Here is a 13,715-nt window from a genome sequence, read left to right on the forward strand (position 1 = left end):
GCTGCAGGTCAGAGGAGGCGTGCGCGCGCGGCGACGGCGACCGCGTCCTCGCGGCTCGAGACGCCCAGCTTGCGGTACACGCTGCGTGCCTGGCTGCGCACGGTGTTGAGCGACACATTGAGGCGCTGAGCGATCATGCCGAGCGTCTCGGAGGTGGCGAGCGCACGCAGCACGATCTGCTCCCGCGGGGTCAGTCTCACGACGCGGAGCGGGGCATGCGCCGTTCCGGTCCCCTCGGGCAGGGGATTGTGGACCCCGGCGAGCGTGCACAGCCGCGCGAGGTCGTCCGGATCCATCTCCCGGAACGCCGATCGGTTGTGCGTCGCCAGGTAGTACTCGTGCGCGCGTCGGAACAGCTCGCGCGCATCGTGCTCGTCTCCGCGCCGCAGCTGGGCAGCGGCGAGGACCAGGAGATGATCGAGTGCGTCCCGGCGGGTCGTCGTGGCCCGCTGGAGGGGAGACGACGAGAGGCGGACCGCTTCGGAGAGGTGCCCCGCGCGCAGGTGCGCCCGGGCGAGCGGCACGTTCAGGAGGTCCTGGTCCGGATGGTCCACCGCGATCCCGAGGACGGCCGCACCGTCTCCCGCGGCCAGGAGGAGGTCCGCGCGCACGCGCAGCAGAAGGCCTCCCGCGATCTCGGCGATGCGGGATCCCGCCCCATGCGCGGCGCACACCTCGTCGAGCTGCAGGAGCGCGGCGATGGGCGAGCCGAAGAGCGCGCCGAAGCGGGCCCATCCGGCCGCGGCGAACGGCCAGAGCTCGTTCGAGGCGAACGGATCGCCGAGCGACCGCAGCGACGCCCGGGCGCGCTTCTCGTCCAGCTGATCCATCGCGAGCACAGCCGCGGCCAGGCGCGCGGGGGCTGTGACCGGACTCTCGACCGGCAGCCCGCCTCGCGTGTGGTCGCGCACCTCCCGGAGCCAGCGTTCCGCCGAGGCGCGGCCGCCGGCGGCCGCCGACAGCAGCGCGGCGATCGCGGCGCCGTTCACGCCCGCGAAGTGGTGGGATGGCGCCGGCCCCATCTCCTCGAAGGCCGCGCGCGCGTGCACCATGGCGTCGTCGTACCGGCCGAGCAGCATCGTGGTGAGTGCACGCTGGGCGGCGAGCCAGCCCGGGCGGTGGTCGGGGTGTCGCGACCAGGGCAGCGGCTCCGCCTCCGGCATGCGGGCGAGCTGCTGCGCGAGCCGATGCGCGATGCCCTCGGCCTCCGTGCAACGGCCGCGGAGGCGCGCGCCGATGAGAGCGATCATCCCCGCCGCGTGCACATCCGCGCGCTCGCGGAACGCCGAGAATCGCAGGGCGAATCGCTCGCCACGCGAGAGATACAGCGGGAGGAAGCCGCGACGTGCGTGATCGCCGCCGGGCGTGGAGATGTCGTGCGCCTGATAGGCGGCGAGAAGGAGACGAGGTCGACGCTCGAGTTCCGCCGGCGAGAGGGTGCTGACGAGGCGGACGAGCGCCGGCGCCTGCGTGGTCGGGAGCCGGAACCAGAGCGCGTCGGCGAGGTCCTCGACCGCGTCGAGGTCGCCGGTGCCGATCGCGTCGGCTAGCGCCTGCGCGATCTCGACTTCATCGGCGATGTTCGTCATGTCATCGACGAATGTCGCACAGCGGCGCGGTGTCCTCGGGCCGGTTCCGGGCCTCTTCACCCCGGAATTCACCCCGCCCCGGGCCATCCGCTTCACCGGACAGCGAGACGGGTCGGAACCATTCGGTTCCGACCCGTCTCGCTGTCGCGCTCAGGGCGCGGAAGAGGGTAGAGCGGCTATCGCCACTGCGTCGTCATGAGGAAGCCGATGAAGGCGATGCCGAATCCGATGACGAGGTTCCATGCGCCGATGTCGGGGATGGGGAACGCCATGCCCGAGAGGTAGAAGACGAGGATCCAGACGAGGCCGATGAGCATGAAGCCCACCATGACCGGCTTGAACCACACGGGGTTCGGCGCCTTTCCGCTCTCGCTGCGCTCGAGAGGTTCTTCGCCCTGGGATGCTCGTGCCATGCGCATGAGTCTACTAGGCGCACGCGCGATTCCGTGGCCGCGAGGTGCCTCGGCGGCACCGCATGAGTCCGCCGGTCACCTCGATTCGGCGACGACGATCTTGCCCACCACGTGGCCGGACTCGACCAGGCGGTGCGCCTGTCGCAGGCTCTCGGCGTTGAGCGGAGCCAGGGTCTGTGTGAGCGTCGTGCGGATGCGGCCCTCGTCGATGAGCTGGGTGACCCTCTCGAGCAGATCGTGCTGGGCGAGGAGGTCCCAGCCGTGCCGGGGCCGGGTGAACATGAGCTCCCAGTGCCACGAGATCGACCTGTCCTTGAGGGCCAGGAGATCGACATCGCGGTCGTCGTCGATGGCGACGATCTGCCCGAAGGGGCGCACCACCTTCGTGAACAGGGCGGTCCGCCCCCTGCTCTGGGCGGTGAAGACGAAATCGACGCCGCCGGGCGCGGCCTCGAGGATCTGCCGGTCCAGATCCGCCGCGCGGTGGTCGACGACGACGTCGGCGCCGAGCTCCTCGACCCACGCGCGCGACTCGGGGCGGGACGCCGTTGCGATCACGCGGAGGCCGGTGAGCTCCTTGACGAGCTGGATGAGGATCGATCCGACGCCTCCGGGTGCGCCCAGCACGAGGATGGTGCCGGTCGAGCTCTCGGTCAGGCGCAGCTTGTCGAAGAGCGCCTCCCACGCGGTGATCGTCGTGAGCGGCAGCGCCGCGGCCTCGGCGACGCTCAGGCTCTTCGGCCGGTGGGCGACGATGCGCTCGTCGACGAGCTGCTGTGCGGCATACGAGCCGGGCCGATCGAGGCTGCCCGCGTAGTAGACCTCGTCGCCGGGCCGGAACAGCGTGACGAGCTCGCCGACCGCGAGGACGGTTCCCGCGGCGTCCCAGCCGAGGACTCGAGCATCATCAGCGCCCGCACCGCCTGCGCGGACCTTCACGTCGACGGGATTCACCGAGACGGCTCTCACCGCGACGAGGATGTCGTGGCCGGTCGGTGCTCCGGGTGCCGGAAGCGTCGCATCCTCGAGGCTGCCGGGGAGATCGATCGCGCCTCCCGTGCGCGACACCACGGCCGAGATCGTCTGCGAGGGGATGGTCGGGTTCGTCGTCAAGATCGCTCCTTCTCGTCGTCACGGCATCACGGTGGCGCCGCGGGACAAGACGGTAACGGGCGAACAGTGGTTACCCGCAAGGGGTTCTACTTTCCTTGGGAAACGGCGTGCGCGTAGTTCGAGTCGGCCCACTGCCGCAGCGCGACGATCGGGCCGAGTGCGCTGTGCCCGACGTCGGTGAGCTCGTACTCCACGTGCAGCGGCACCTCGGGAAGAACGGTCCGATCGACGAGCCCGTACGTCTCGAGGCGGCGCAGCGTGGCCGTCAGGACCTTGGGTGAGATCCCCTCTAGGCGCCGCTGCAGCTCGCCGAAGCGCGCCGGGCCATCCGCCAGTGCGCCGATCGCGAGCGCCGCCCACTTGTTCGCCACGACATCCAGCAGATCCCGGCAGGGGCAGTCCGCGGAGTACACGTCTCCGCGTGTCTTCGGGCTCACCGTGAGCGGAACGTCCTCGTGGATGGCCATCGGCACGCCTCCCTGACCTGGTCTGCTTTCCGAAGGATAGTGGAGGACCGGTCGGGGAGGCGCGCCCGGCGCCGTCTAGCGCTCGGCCGGGTCGGCGTCGATGCCCTGCGTGGGCGTCGGGGTCGGAGTGGGCGTCGGCTCGGTGCCCGTGCAGACGCGGATGCGGATGGTCGACTGGATCGGCACCGATCCGATCTCCGACTGCGACACGACGCCCGGCTGCTCCGACTCCTGGCACGTGTCGTCCTCGACGACCTCCGCCGTGAGGCCGAGCTCCTCGAGCGCGCGCTTCGCGGCGTCGAGCGAGAACCCCTTGAGGTCGTTGACCTGGACGCGGCCGGTGGCGACCTCGAGGTCGATCGTGGCACCGGCGGGGAGCTCGTCGCCCTCCGCGACCTCGTCGTCCCCCGCGTGGACGCGGAGCACCGTCGAGGCCTTGTGCTCGGCGTCGTCCACCGGCAGGATCGCGCCCAGCGAGAGACCCGCCTTCGAGATCGCGTCGCGCGCCTGCGACTCGGTCAGCCCGACGAGTGCGGGGACGACCGCGACCTCGGGCCCCTCCGACACGAGCACCTCGACACGCTGATTCGGGCTCACCGAGAGATCGGCGCCCGGGTCCGTCTCGACGACGACGCCCTCCGGCACCGAGTCGCTCGGCACGTCCTCGCGCACCGGCACGAGATCGCGCGCCTCGAGCTCCTCGACGGCCTTCTCGTAGGTCATCCCGGCGACATCGGGGATGATGCGGGCAGTCGACGGCGTGCCGTCCCACGGGCGGATGGTCGCGAGCCAGAAGACGAGGGCGACGATCAGCACCGCGATGAGCGCGACCGCCGACCAGATCCACACGACCGGGGGGCCGGACTGCGTCCGCGTCATCGTCGTGTCGCTCGAGAGCTGCTGGAGCGTGCGCGCGGTCTCCTGCGCCTGGCGCGGGCTCGGGCCGTAGAGCTCGTTGGTGAGCGTGTCGAGTTCGCGCTTGGTCGGCGCGCGGCCGTCGAGAGCGGCGTCGAGCGCCTCGCGGAACCGTGCGGCGTCCTGATAGCGCTGGAAGGGGTCCTTCGCGAGCGCGCGCAGCACGACGGGGTCGAGGCCCTTGGGCACGTCGGGGTTGAGGGCGGTCGGCGTGACGGGCGTCTCGCTCACGTGCTGATAGGCGACGGCGACCGGCGAGTCGCCCCGGAACGGCGGGCGCCCCGTCAGCAGCTCGTAGAGCACGACGCCGGTCGAGTAGAGGTCGGCGCGCGCGTCGACCGACTCGCCCTTGGCCTGCTCGGGCGAGAAGTACGCGGCGGTGCCGAGGATGGCCGTGGTCTGGGCGACCGTGGACGACGAGTCCGAGACGGCACGGGCGATGCCGAAGTCCATGACCTTGACCTGGCCGGACTCGGTGATCATGACGTTGCCCGGCTTGATGTCGCGGTGGACGACGCCGGCGCGATGCGAGTACTCGAGGGCCTCGAGGATGCCGTCTGCGTAGCGCACCGCGTCCTTCGGGGCGACCGGGCCGCGCGCGATGATGTCCTTGAGGAGCGTGCCGGTCACGAGTTCCATGACGATGTACGGCACCGGGCGGACGCCGCCCGTGGCGTCGGTCTCGGTGTCCTCCCCGGCGTCGAACACGCGCACGATCGACGAGTGGGCCATGCGGGAGGCGGCCTGCGCCTCGAGCCGGAAGCGCGTCCGGAACGTGCTGTCGCCCGCGAGGTCCTTCTCGAGGATCTTGATGGCGACCGTGCGGCCGAGCTTCTCGTCGAAGCCGCGGAAGACGCTTGCCATGCCCCCTCGGCCGATGAGCTCATCGACGCGGTAGCGGTCGTTGAGGACGCGTGTCTCGGCCTTCACAGATGGACCCCCCGGAGTAGCAGGCGGGGTCAGCATAGCCTCACCCGCTGAACGTCGGCCCCGCCGACGAGACGATCAGCCCGTCGTCGAGCCGCCCTGGCCGGTGCCGCTCTGGCCCTGACCCTGGCCGTTCGACGAGGTGTCGCTCGAGCCGCCGTCCGCGCCGCCGTCGGGGGTGGGCGTCGGGGTCGGGCTGCTCTCGGGCTCGTCGGCCTCGATCGTCACCGATCCCGAGGCGGGGGCCACCTGCGTGCTGTCGGGCATGCCGCTGCAGGTGACCGTGTAGTTCGCGGTGATCGTCTGACCGGCCTCGCCGGCGGTGATCACGGCGCTCGTCTCGTTCTGGAGGAACTGCCGCTGGGGACCGCCGACATCCGCGAAGTTCGCGCCGGTCAGCGTCACGTCGTAGGTCGCGTCCCCGAAGCCCTCGGGGCAGCTGTACTGATTCCAGCGCACCACGAGGGAGGCGCCCGCGGGCACCGAGCTCACGCTCGTGGACCCGTTGTACTCGAACGTCGCCTCCTCTGCGGGTGCGAAGGTGGGCGCGGTGTACACCGTGAGCTCGATCGTCGACCCCGCCGCGATGTTGCCGCGCGGCGAGACGGAGGCAACCGTCTCGATCTGGTCGGGGCTCGTCGCCTCCTCGCCCTCGGCGCGCGTGCCGGCGAGGCCGGCGTCGCTGAGGACCGAGAGCGCCTCCTCGTACGGCCGGCCGACGAGGCCGAGCGCATCAACGTCGACGAGCTGCGTCGCGGTCTCGCTGGGGGTCGGGGTCGTCGACGGCTGCGACGAGCTCGGCGGAGGGCTGCTCGTCTCGGTCGTCGGGTCGCCCTCGTCCTGGTTCATGAGGAACGCGGCGACCGTTCCGCCGAGCACGAGCAGCAGGAGGACGATGAGCGCGATGAGCGGCCACGTCCACGAGCTGCGCTTCTTCTTCTTCGGCTCCTCGGCCTCCGCGGGCGGCAGGCCCGGATCGAAGGGGATGGGCCGTGTCGAGTTCATGAGGCGGGTCGTGGCGTCGTCGCCCGCGCCGAGCAGCTGCGTGAGGTCGTCATCGGCGAGCGCGGCGCCCGCCGCGACGGCCGGCACGGCCGCGGCCGCCGCCGCGACGTCGCCGCGACGCAGCGCGTTGGCCGCGCGTGCGACGGCGGCCGACGAGGCGGGGCGATCCTCGGGCTTCTTGGCGATCATCGCCATCACGAGGTTCTGCACCGGCTGCGGCACGTCGGATGGCAGCGGCGGCGGCTGCTCGTTGATCTGCGCCATCGCGATCGCGACCTGCGACTCGCCCGTGAAGGGGCGCTTCCCCGCGAGGCACTCGTACGCGACGATGCCGAGCGAGTACGTGTCGGTCGCGGGGCTCGCCGGGTGGCCGGAGGCCTGCTCGGGCGAGAGGTACTGCACGGTGCCCATGACCTGGCCGGTCGCCGTGAGGGGCACCTGGTCGGCGATCCGGGCGATGCCGAAGTCGGTGATCTTCACGCGGCCGTCGGGCGTGATGAGCAGGTTGCCGGGCTTGATGTCGCGGTGCACGAGACCGGCCGCGTGGGCGGCCTGCAGCGCGGCGGCGGTCTGCGCGGTGATGTCGAGCGTGCGCTCGGGCGGCAGCGCGCCCTCGCGCTCGAGGATGGTCGACAGCGCCTCACCGGGGACAAGCTCCATGACGAGGAAGGCCGAGCCGTTCTCCTCGCCGTAGTCGAAGACGCTCGCGATGCCCTCGTGGTTGACGAGCGCGGCGTGACGGGCCTCGGCGCGGAAGCGCTCGAGGAACCCGGGGTCGCCCATGTACTCGTCCTTGAGGATCTTGATCGCGACCGAGCGCCCGATGACGTGGTCGGTCGCCTCCCAGACCTCGCCCATCCCGCCGATGGCGATGCGCGAGTTCAGCTCGTAGCGGCCGCCGAAGGAAACACCTCGTGTAGGTCTCATCGTCCCAGCACCGCCTCCATGACTTCCTTCGCGACGGGAGCCGCGATCGTGTTCCCGCTCCCCGACTGGCCCTGACCGCCGCCGTCCTCGACGACGACGGCGACCGCGACCTGCGGATCATCCGCCGGCGCGAAGCCGGTGAACCAGAGGGTGTAGGGGCCGTCGTTCGGCGTCTCCGCAGTCCCGGTCTTCCCGGCCACCTCGACCCCGTCAATTCTTGCATTGGTGGCCGCGCCATCCTGCACGCTCGCCGTCATCGCGTCGGTGATCGCGTCGGCGAGATCGGCGTCGAGAGCCTGGCCGAACTGCGAGGGCTCGAAGGTCTGCTGCACGGAGAGATCCGACCCGATGACGTCGTCGACCATCCACGGGTTCATGACGAGTCCGTCATTGGCGATGCCGGCGGCCAGCATCGCGATCTGCAGGGGCGTCGCCTGCACCTGGCCCTGCCCGAAGCCCGTGAGCGCGGTCTGCGCGTCGTCGTCGAGCTCGGGGTACGACGATGCCGTCGAGGGCAGCGGCGTGGTGAAGCTCTGGTTGAAGCCGTACTTCTCGGCGGCCGCGCGGATCGCGTCGTCGCCGAGCTCGACGGCCAGCTCGGCCATCGGCACGTTGCACGAGAGGCGGATGGCGTCGTGGAGCGTCACCTCGTCGCCCGATCCGCACGTGCCGCCGGTCGCGTTGCGCACGACGTGCGACGAGCCGGGCAGCTCGTACGAGGCGGGGTTCGGCAGCTTCGAGTCCATCGTGTAGTCGCCCGACGCGATCGCGGCGGAGACGGTGATGAGCTTGAACGTGGACCCGGGCGGGTAGAGGTCGCCCGCGATCGCGCGGTTCTGCAGCGGCTCGAGGGCGTCGGCCTCGAGCGCGTCGTAGGTCGCGTTGACCGCGTCGGAGTCGTGCACCGCGAGCTGGTTCGTGTCGTAGCCGGGCGTCGAGAGCATCGCGAGGATGCGGCCGGTCGACGGCTCGATCGCGACGACCGCGCCCGTGTAGCCGCGACTCGTCATGGCGTCGTACGCGGCCTGCTGCGCGGCGGGGTCGAGGCTCAGCTCGATGCTCGAGCCGCGCGGATCCTGACCGGAGATGATCTGGTCGATGCGCTGGAAGAAGGCCGAGGCCGCCTGACCCGACAGCTCCTGGTTCATCGCCTGCTCGAGACCGGTCACCGACTGGAGCACGGGGTTCATGTATCCCGTCACGGTCGACCACAGCTCGGGGCTGGCGTACTGGCGCTGCCACGCGTAGATGTCGTTCGACGCCGTCGACGTCGCGATCTCCTGGCCGCCGGCGATGATCGAGCCGCGCTGCACCTCGAAGCTGTCGTACAGCGTGCGGCGGTTGAGCGGGTTCTCGTTCAGCGAGGCGGCCGAGACCACCTGGATCCAGCTCGTCGCGACGAAGAGCGAGAGGAACATGAACAGCACGACGATGCTGAGCCTGCGGAGCTCCTTGGTCATCCGATCACCGCCTCCTCCCGGTCGTCGAGCGAGCGGAGCGAGTCGAAACGCCCGGTCATCCGATCACCGCCCTCGGCTGCTGGCGCACCGCGTCGCTGATGCGCAGGATGAGCGCCACGATGAGCCAGTTCGACACCAGCGACGAACCGCCCGCGGCGAGGAACGGGGTGGTCAGGCCGGTCAGCGGGATGACCCGCGTGACGCCGCCGACCATGATGAACACCTGGAGGGCGAGCGTGAACGACAGCGCGGTCGCGAGCAGCTTGCCGAAGTCGTCCTGGCCGAGCACGCCGATGCGGAGCCCGCGTGCCGTGAACACGAGGTAGAGGCAGAGGATCGCGAACAGGCCGACGAGCCCGAGCTCCTCGCCGAGACTCGGGAAGATGTAGTCGCTCTGCGAGACGGGCGTCAGGTACGGCCGGCCCTGTCCGAGGCCGGTGCCGAAGAGGCCGCCGTGCGCGAGGCCGAAGATGCCGTTCACGAGCTGGAAGCTGCCGCCGTCCGACGCGTCGTAGAGCGCCGGGTCGAGGGCGTTGATCCACGTGTCGAAGCGGTTGTGGACGTACGTGAGCACGAACGACGCGCCGATCGCGCCCGCGACCGCGAGCACGACACCCGTGAGCATCCATCCGGTCTTGCCGGTCGCGACGTACAGCGTCGTGACGAACATCCCGAAGATGAGCAGACCCGTGCCGAGGTCGCGCTGAAGCACGATGATCGCCATCGAGATGAGCCACACGACGATGAGCGGGCCGAACTCGCGGGCGCGGGGGAAGGTGAATCCGAGGATGCGCCTGCCGGTCGACGCGAGGCTCTCGCGCGTGCGGACGAGGTAGCCGGCGAAGAAGATCGCGAGGCAGATCTTCGCGAGCTCGCCGGGCTGGAAGTTGAAGCCGAACACGTTGATCCACACGACCGCGTTGCCGCCGCCGTTGAGGAACGGGATGAACGGCAGCACGAGCAGCACGATGCCCGTGAGGCCGAAGATGTACGTGTAGCGGAAGAGCACGCGGTAGTTGACGAGCGCCCACACGAGGGCGATCGCCAGCGCGATCGAGATCCCCGCGTAGGCGATCTGGCTCGGGGCGGCGATGTGCGCGTCCACCGTGGCGTTGTAGACGTCGATCCGGTGGATCATCGCGATGCCGAGGCCCGTGAGCAGGGTCGCGATGGGGACGAGGAACGGATCGGCCTGCGAGGCGCGGATGCGCAGCACGACGTGGAGCGCGAGCGTCAGGAAGCCGACGATGCCGAGCCCGACGAAGATCCCGGGCTGCAGCTCGCCGACCGCCCCGAACTGCACGAGGACGACGGCACCCGCCGAGAGCGCGAGCGCGAACAGGAGCAGGAGCAGCTCGCGGTTGCGCAGCGGCTGCGGCCGGCGCACGCGGCGGAGCGCCTTCTGGATCTGGGTGTCGGCGGCGGTCATCCCTCGCCCTCCGGCGTCTGCGTGGGGGTCGGCGTCGGCGTCGAGAGGTCCTCGGACGGGGCATCATCGTCGAGCGTCTCATCGGGTTCGCCGGGCTCGAGCTGGTACGAGCGCAGCCGCTCGACGATCGCCTCGGCGTCGGCGAGCGAGCGGGCCGTGATCGTCCGCTCGACCTGCGCGCGGTAGGCCTGCGGCAGGTCGGCGAGCACGACATCCGTGTCCTCGCGCACCTCGGACAGCGAGATCGGGCCGAGCGACTGCTGGATGCCCTGGTAGATCACGACCGTGTCGTCGTCGGCGCCGACGTAGTAGCGCGTCTGCGTCCAGCTGAAGAAGGCGGCCAGGCCGCCCGCGACGGCCGCGATGAGCAGCAGCAGGGCGCCGATCGCGCCCAGGCGGCGCCGCCTGCGGCGTCGCCGGTCCTCGGCGATGAGCTCCTGCAGGTACTCGGGCTCCGGCTCGAAGTGGGTGGGCTCGTTGGCCGCCGCGCGGTTCGGGTGGAACCAGCTCGTCGGCAGCACGCTGCGGCTCGGCGCGACGTCGACCACGACGCCGTCGGGGTTCGACGCCGACCCGACGATCGTCGGCGTGCCCGTGTAGAGCGGGTGCTGGCCGCCGACGTCGACGATGACGATCGTGACGTTGTCGGGCGCGCCGCCGTCGAGCGCGTACTTCAGGAGGATGTCGGCCGTGCGGCCGGGCGCGAAGCCCTGGCGGAGGGCCTTCGTGATGTGCGCCTCGTCGACGACGCCCGACAGCCCATCCGAGCAGAGCACCCAGCGGTCGCCCTCGTGCGTCGGCATGATGAACGTGTCGACCTCGGGGTGCGCGTCCATGTCGCCGAGCACGCGCATGAGCACCGAGCGCCGCGGGTGGAAGCGGGCCTCCTCGGGCGTGATCCGACCCGAGTCGACGAGCCGCTGCACGAACGTGTGGTCGGTCGTGATCTGCGTGAGCTCGTCGTCGCGGTAGAGGTAGATGCGGGAGTCGCCGATGTGCGCGATGACGGCGTAGTCGTCGACCATGACGATCGAGCTGACCGTCGTGCCGAGGCCCGCGAGCTCGGGGCGCTTCGCGGCGATCTGGATGAGATCGCCCGCGGTCGACGTGATCGTCATCTTGAGCGCGGCCTCGGCCTCGGCGGGGGAGCCGTAGACCTGGTCGAGGGGCTCGATCTTCTGGATCGCGACGGCCGACGCGACGTCGCCGCCCGCGTGGCCGCCCATCCCGTCGGCCACGACGAAGAGGTTGGACCCGGCGTAGCCGGAGTCCTGGTTGTTCGAGCGCACCTTCCCCGTGTGGGAGATGGCGGCGCTGGACCCTGTGAAGACCATCGGCCGGGGGCTACTTCCGCAGCTCGAACGTCGTCGCGCCGACCTTCACCGGGACGCCGAAGGGCACCGGGACCGGGGCGTCAGGCGAGACCTTCCTCCCGTCCAGGAACGTGCCGTTCGTCGACTGCAGGTCGTGCAGCATCCACTGCTCGCCCCACGGAACGAGCCGCGCATGGTGGCTCGAGGTGTAGTCGTCGCGGATGACGAGGCCCGACTCGCTCGAGCGGCCGATCGTCAGGGCGTCGCGTCCGAGCGGAAGCTCGAGGCCGGCCTTCGGGCCGGAGGTGATGACGATGCGCGTGCCCCCGCCGGCTGCGGGCGCGGGCTTCGCGGCCGCCGGTGCCCCGGACGGCGGCGTGCTCGGCGCGCTCGGCGGTGCGCTCGCAGTGGCGCTGCTCGGCAGCTTGCGCACCCGCACGCCGAAGATGTCGGCGCGCAGGGAGAAGACCACGACGAAGACGAAGAGCCACATCACGAGCAGGAACGCGTACTGCAGCAGCAGCTGGGTGAGCTCGTTCATCGGTCGCCTCCGCGGAAGTCGTACAGCTCGGTGGCGGCCTCGTGACGCGGAACGCGCTGCGGGGGAGCGGCCGACGGGACGAGCCGGAAGACGATGTCGGTCCGGCCGATCGTGATGACCTGGCCGTTCGCGAGGGCCGCCTGCTTCACGGGGCGCCCGTCGAGCTTCGAGCCGTTGGTCGAGCCGAGGTCGCGGACCATGGCGCGCTCGCCGTCCCACAGCACCTCGACGTGGCGGCGGCTCGTGCCGGGGTCGGGGATGGTGATGTCGGCATCGCTTCCGCGCCCGATGACGGTGCGCGCGCGCTCGAGCGGATGACGCCGTCCGGCGATCTCGACGACCGCGCGCCAGTCGACGCGCCCCTCGGCCATGACGGAGTCGACGCCGAGCGTGCCCGTCGCGACGTCGGGGTCGGTGCGCAGGGCGATCGAGACGGGCCCGGGGAAGCTGTACCCCTGCTTGGCCGCATGCGCGCGGACGATCTCGTCGAGCTCGGTGCGCAGCGCGGAGCCGAGGGCATCCATCCGCTCGGCGTCCGCGGGGCTCACGCGGACGGTGAAGCTGTTCGGTGCGAGGACGCGGTCGCGGGTGACGATGGCGGCCTTCTTGTCGAGCTCGCTGCGCAGGGCGGACGCGATCTCGACGGGCTGCAGCCCGCTGCGGAAGGTCTTCGCGAACGCGCTGTTCACGGCGCGCTCGAGCCCCTTCTCGAAGCTGTCAAGTAGTCCCACTGGGCTCCTCATGCAGGCCGACTGGTCAGGGTCATCGTAGCCACGTCGTCTGGAAAGCCGGGTCCGGGCGACCTGGGAAGGCGCCTCCGGGAGGATGCGGATCATCCGCGCGATGTACGCGATGCGGGTGCGACGCGCCCGCCATCGCGCTTTCGCGAGGGCCTCTCGTGCGTGATATCCTCGGGAAGTTGAGTTCGGAGCGATCCGGATTCTGCGCGCGAGTGGCGGAATTGGCAGACGCGCTGGCTTCAGGTGCCAGTGCCTTCACGGGCGTGTGGGTTCAAGTCCCACCTCGCGCACAGACAGGGCCCCGGTCTTCGGATCGGGGCCCTTCGCCGTACGCGGGTGGACATCACCGCCAGGCGCTGATCACGACCGGCGTGCTGGGCGTTCCGAACACGTGACATCGTCGGCCGTCGTGGGCGTCTTCCAGATCGAGGACGAAGGGCTCTCCGGCGCGGAGGGCGGCGCGCACCGCCTCCGTGACCGTCTCGACCTCCTCGTCGCGAATCGTGATCCGCTCTTCGCCGATGGCCTCACGCTATCGAGCAGGCGCGGTCGAGAGCTCGAGCGTTACGCAACCGTTGGGTTCTGCATGTCCCACTTGCCGAGGTTCTGGACGGCGGAAAACCGCGGCAAGGCAGACATGGTGGAGGGGCCTTCGCGGAGTCCTTTGTCTCGGTTGCCGCGTTTCGCGTCGAAGCCGGGTCTGATCGACGCGTTCCGTGGCAGGGCCCGCTGACCCCTGCCGCGTTTCGCGTCCAATCGGGGGTTGGTCGCCGCATTTTGCGTCGACCGAGCGGGAGGATGGGCTCCGCGACCGAGCCGATGGGCACTGCTCGACCGAGCGGATGGGCACTGCTCGACCGAGCGGATGGCGGTGCG

General features: G+C 70.7%; 12 protein-coding genes and 1 tRNA gene. 2 read left to right on the forward strand and 11 right to left on the reverse strand.

What is annotated here, in order from left to right:
• Positions 1-8: 8 nt before the first annotated feature.
• The 11 genes from ACOWU6_RS04570 to ACOWU6_RS04620 form a co-directional block, all read right to left on the reverse strand.
• Entirely contained in the window at positions 9-1,589 is a 1,581-nt protein-coding gene (locus ACOWU6_RS04570; RefSeq protein WP_421074868.1) for a LuxR C-terminal-related transcriptional regulator, read from the reverse strand.
• Between the two features lie 176 nt (positions 1,590-1,765).
• Complete coding sequence (locus tag ACOWU6_RS04575) at positions 1,766-2,002, reverse strand: cell division protein CrgA (protein WP_271172488.1); 237 nt, start codon at positions 2,000-2,002, stop codon at positions 1,766-1,768.
• 75 nt (positions 2,003-2,077) lie between these two features.
• Positions 2,078-3,115, reverse strand: a complete 1,038-nt coding sequence (locus ACOWU6_RS04580; protein ID WP_421074869.1) for a zinc-binding alcohol dehydrogenase family protein — start codon at positions 3,113-3,115, stop codon at positions 2,078-2,080.
• Between the two features lie 86 nt (positions 3,116-3,201).
• The gene (locus ACOWU6_RS04585; RefSeq protein ID WP_421074870.1) at positions 3,202-3,582 is read right to left on the reverse strand and encodes a winged helix-turn-helix transcriptional regulator; all 381 of its coding nucleotides are present in this window, start codon (positions 3,580-3,582) and stop codon (positions 3,202-3,204) included.
• A 75-nt stretch (positions 3,583-3,657) separates the two neighbouring features.
• Positions 3,658-5,427, reverse strand: a complete 1,770-nt coding sequence (gene pknB / locus ACOWU6_RS04590; RefSeq protein ID WP_282978312.1) for a Stk1 family PASTA domain-containing Ser/Thr kinase — start codon at positions 5,425-5,427, stop codon at positions 3,658-3,660.
• 75 nt (positions 5,428-5,502) lie between these two features.
• On the reverse strand, positions 5,503-7,356 hold the full coding sequence (locus ACOWU6_RS04595) for a serine/threonine protein kinase (RefSeq protein WP_421074871.1): 1,854 nt from the start codon (positions 7,354-7,356) through the stop codon (positions 5,503-5,505).
• Positions 7,353-8,816, reverse strand: a complete 1,464-nt coding sequence (locus ACOWU6_RS04600) for a peptidoglycan D,D-transpeptidase FtsI family protein (RefSeq protein ID WP_271172483.1) — start codon at positions 8,814-8,816, stop codon at positions 7,353-7,355. The genes ACOWU6_RS04595 and ACOWU6_RS04600 overlap by 4 nt, the downstream gene beginning before the upstream one ends.
• A gap of 55 nt (positions 8,817-8,871) precedes the next feature.
• Positions 8,872-10,245, reverse strand: a complete 1,374-nt coding sequence (locus ACOWU6_RS04605; RefSeq protein ID WP_421074872.1) for an FtsW/RodA/SpoVE family cell cycle protein — start codon at positions 10,243-10,245, stop codon at positions 8,872-8,874.
• On the reverse strand, positions 10,242-11,579 hold the full coding sequence (locus ACOWU6_RS04610) for a PP2C family protein-serine/threonine phosphatase (protein WP_421074873.1): 1,338 nt from the start codon (positions 11,577-11,579) through the stop codon (positions 10,242-10,244). Before ACOWU6_RS04610 ends, ACOWU6_RS04605 begins: the two co-directional genes overlap by 4 nt.
• A gap of 10 nt (positions 11,580-11,589) precedes the next feature.
• On the reverse strand, positions 11,590-12,099 hold the full coding sequence (locus tag ACOWU6_RS04615; RefSeq protein ID WP_421074874.1) for an FHA domain-containing protein FhaB/FipA: 510 nt from the start codon (positions 12,097-12,099) through the stop codon (positions 11,590-11,592).
• On the reverse strand, positions 12,096-12,830 hold the full coding sequence (locus ACOWU6_RS04620) for an FhaA domain-containing protein (RefSeq protein ID WP_271172479.1): 735 nt from the start codon (positions 12,828-12,830) through the stop codon (positions 12,096-12,098). Before ACOWU6_RS04620 ends, ACOWU6_RS04615 begins: the two co-directional genes overlap by 4 nt.
• 215 nt (positions 12,831-13,045) lie before the next feature.
• Here ACOWU6_RS04620 and ACOWU6_RS04625 point away from each other — a divergent pair.
• Both ACOWU6_RS04625 and ACOWU6_RS04630 read left to right on the forward strand, forming a co-directional pair.
• Positions 13,046-13,129 (forward strand) — tRNA-Leu (locus tag ACOWU6_RS04625).
• 119 nt (positions 13,130-13,248) lie between these two features.
• Positions 13,249-13,572: a hypothetical protein gene (locus tag ACOWU6_RS04630; RefSeq protein ID WP_421074875.1), complete on the forward strand. Its 324-nt coding sequence runs from the start codon at positions 13,249-13,251 to the stop codon at positions 13,570-13,572.
• Positions 13,573-13,715: the final 143 nt, after the last annotated feature.

Origin of the sequence: Microbacterium sp. SA156 (assembly GCF_049065455.1) — a bacterium.
GTDB classification, from domain to species: Bacteria; Actinomycetota; Actinomycetes; order Actinomycetales; family Microbacteriaceae; genus Microbacterium; species Microbacterium barkeri.

Excerpts from the sequence above, each read along its gene's own strand:
- ACOWU6_RS04570 (WP_421074868.1), bottom strand. The coding sequence starts at position 1,589 with ATGACGAACATCGCCGATGAAGTCGAGATCGCGCAGGCGCTAGCCGAC.
- ACOWU6_RS04575 (WP_271172488.1), bottom strand. The coding sequence starts at position 2,002 with ATGGCACGAGCATCCCAGGGCGAAGAACCTCTCGAGCGCAGCGAGAGC.
- ACOWU6_RS04585 (WP_421074870.1), bottom strand. The coding sequence starts at position 3,582 with ATGGCCATCCACGAGGACGTTCCGCTCACGGTGAGCCCGAAGACACGC.
- ACOWU6_RS04595 (WP_421074871.1), bottom strand. The coding sequence starts at position 7,356 with ATGAGACCTACACGAGGTGTTTCCTTCGGCGGCCGCTACGAGCTGAAC.
- ACOWU6_RS04600 (WP_271172483.1), bottom strand. The coding sequence starts at position 8,816 with ATGACCAAGGAGCTCCGCAGGCTCAGCATCGTCGTGCTGTTCATGTTC.
- ACOWU6_RS04605 (WP_421074872.1), bottom strand. The coding sequence starts at position 10,245 with ATGACCGCCGCCGACACCCAGATCCAGAAGGCGCTCCGCCGCGTGCGC.
- ACOWU6_RS04610 (WP_421074873.1), bottom strand. The coding sequence starts at position 11,579 with ATGGTCTTCACAGGGTCCAGCGCCGCCATCTCCCACACGGGGAAGGTG.
- ACOWU6_RS04615 (WP_421074874.1), bottom strand. The coding sequence starts at position 12,099 with ATGAACGAGCTCACCCAGCTGCTGCTGCAGTACGCGTTCCTGCTCGTG.